1 protein-coding gene is annotated in these 792 nt (G+C 59.3%); it reads right to left on the bottom strand.

Translation table 11 applies throughout. The features are described 5' to 3' along the window. Positions 1-20: 20 nt before the first annotated feature. Positions 21-775 (bottom strand): IS5 family transposase gene (locus LXM94_RS25945; RefSeq protein ID WP_235774780.1). Its coding sequence is split into 2 segments (ribosomal slippage): positions 21-442 and positions 442-775, totalling 756 coding nucleotides; the frame shifts between segments, so codons are not numbered across the junction. Positions 776-792: the final 17 nt, after the last annotated feature.

Genomic DNA, 792 nt, shown 5'->3' with positions numbered 1-792 from the left:
CTAGGCTCAGGACTCATTGATCAGAGCCAGAAGATGACGGTCGCGGCGATGCATATTGCGGAGAAGAAGGTGTGCGCGCATCGGTCGTAGCGGGTTGCGATGCGCCGCCAGTCCTTGAGCTTTGCGAAGAGGTTCTCGACATTGTGGCGCTTGCGATAAAGTGTCTTATCATAGGGGTATGGCACTTTCCGGCTTCGGCTCGATGGAATGCAGGGTTCGATGCCTTTTGCCTGCAGCGCTTCTCGGAATGGCGTGCTGTCGTAGCCGCGATCGGCGATGAGGGCCCTGGCGGGTGGCAACGCGTCGAGAACGAGCCGTGCGCCTTTGTGGTCGCTCATCTGGCCTTCACTGAGCAGCATGACGATTGGGCGGCCCTCATCATCGCAGACCGTATGCAGCTTGGAGTTCAGTCCACCTTTGGTTCGCCCGATACGACGGGGAACATCCCCTTTTTTAGCAGGCTTGCGGCCGTGCGATGTGCTTTGAGATGCGTGGCGTCGATCATGATCCGCTCGGGCTTCGGGCCATCTCCCGCAAGGGCCGCAAAGATGCGGTCAAAGACACCAAGACGGCTCCATCGGATGAAACGGTTGTAGAGCGTTTTGTGCGGACCGTAGTCCTTCGGCGCATCCTTCCACTGCAGCCCGTGCTTGATGACGTAGACGATGCCGCTGATCACCCGGCGGTCGTCCACCCGCGGAATGCCATGCGCCAAAGGGAAGTGCGGTTCGATCCGCGCCATCTGGCGCTCGCTCAACAAAAACAAATCATCCATCACGGCCTCCTGTCGGA

It is taken from the genome of Rhizobium alarense, assembly GCF_021555155.1.
Lineage (GTDB): Bacteria > Pseudomonadota > Alphaproteobacteria > Rhizobiales > Rhizobiaceae > Rhizobium_D > Rhizobium_D alarense.
Note: the sequence above shows the minus strand (reverse complement) of the source record. Positions and strands in the feature narration are given on the sequence as shown.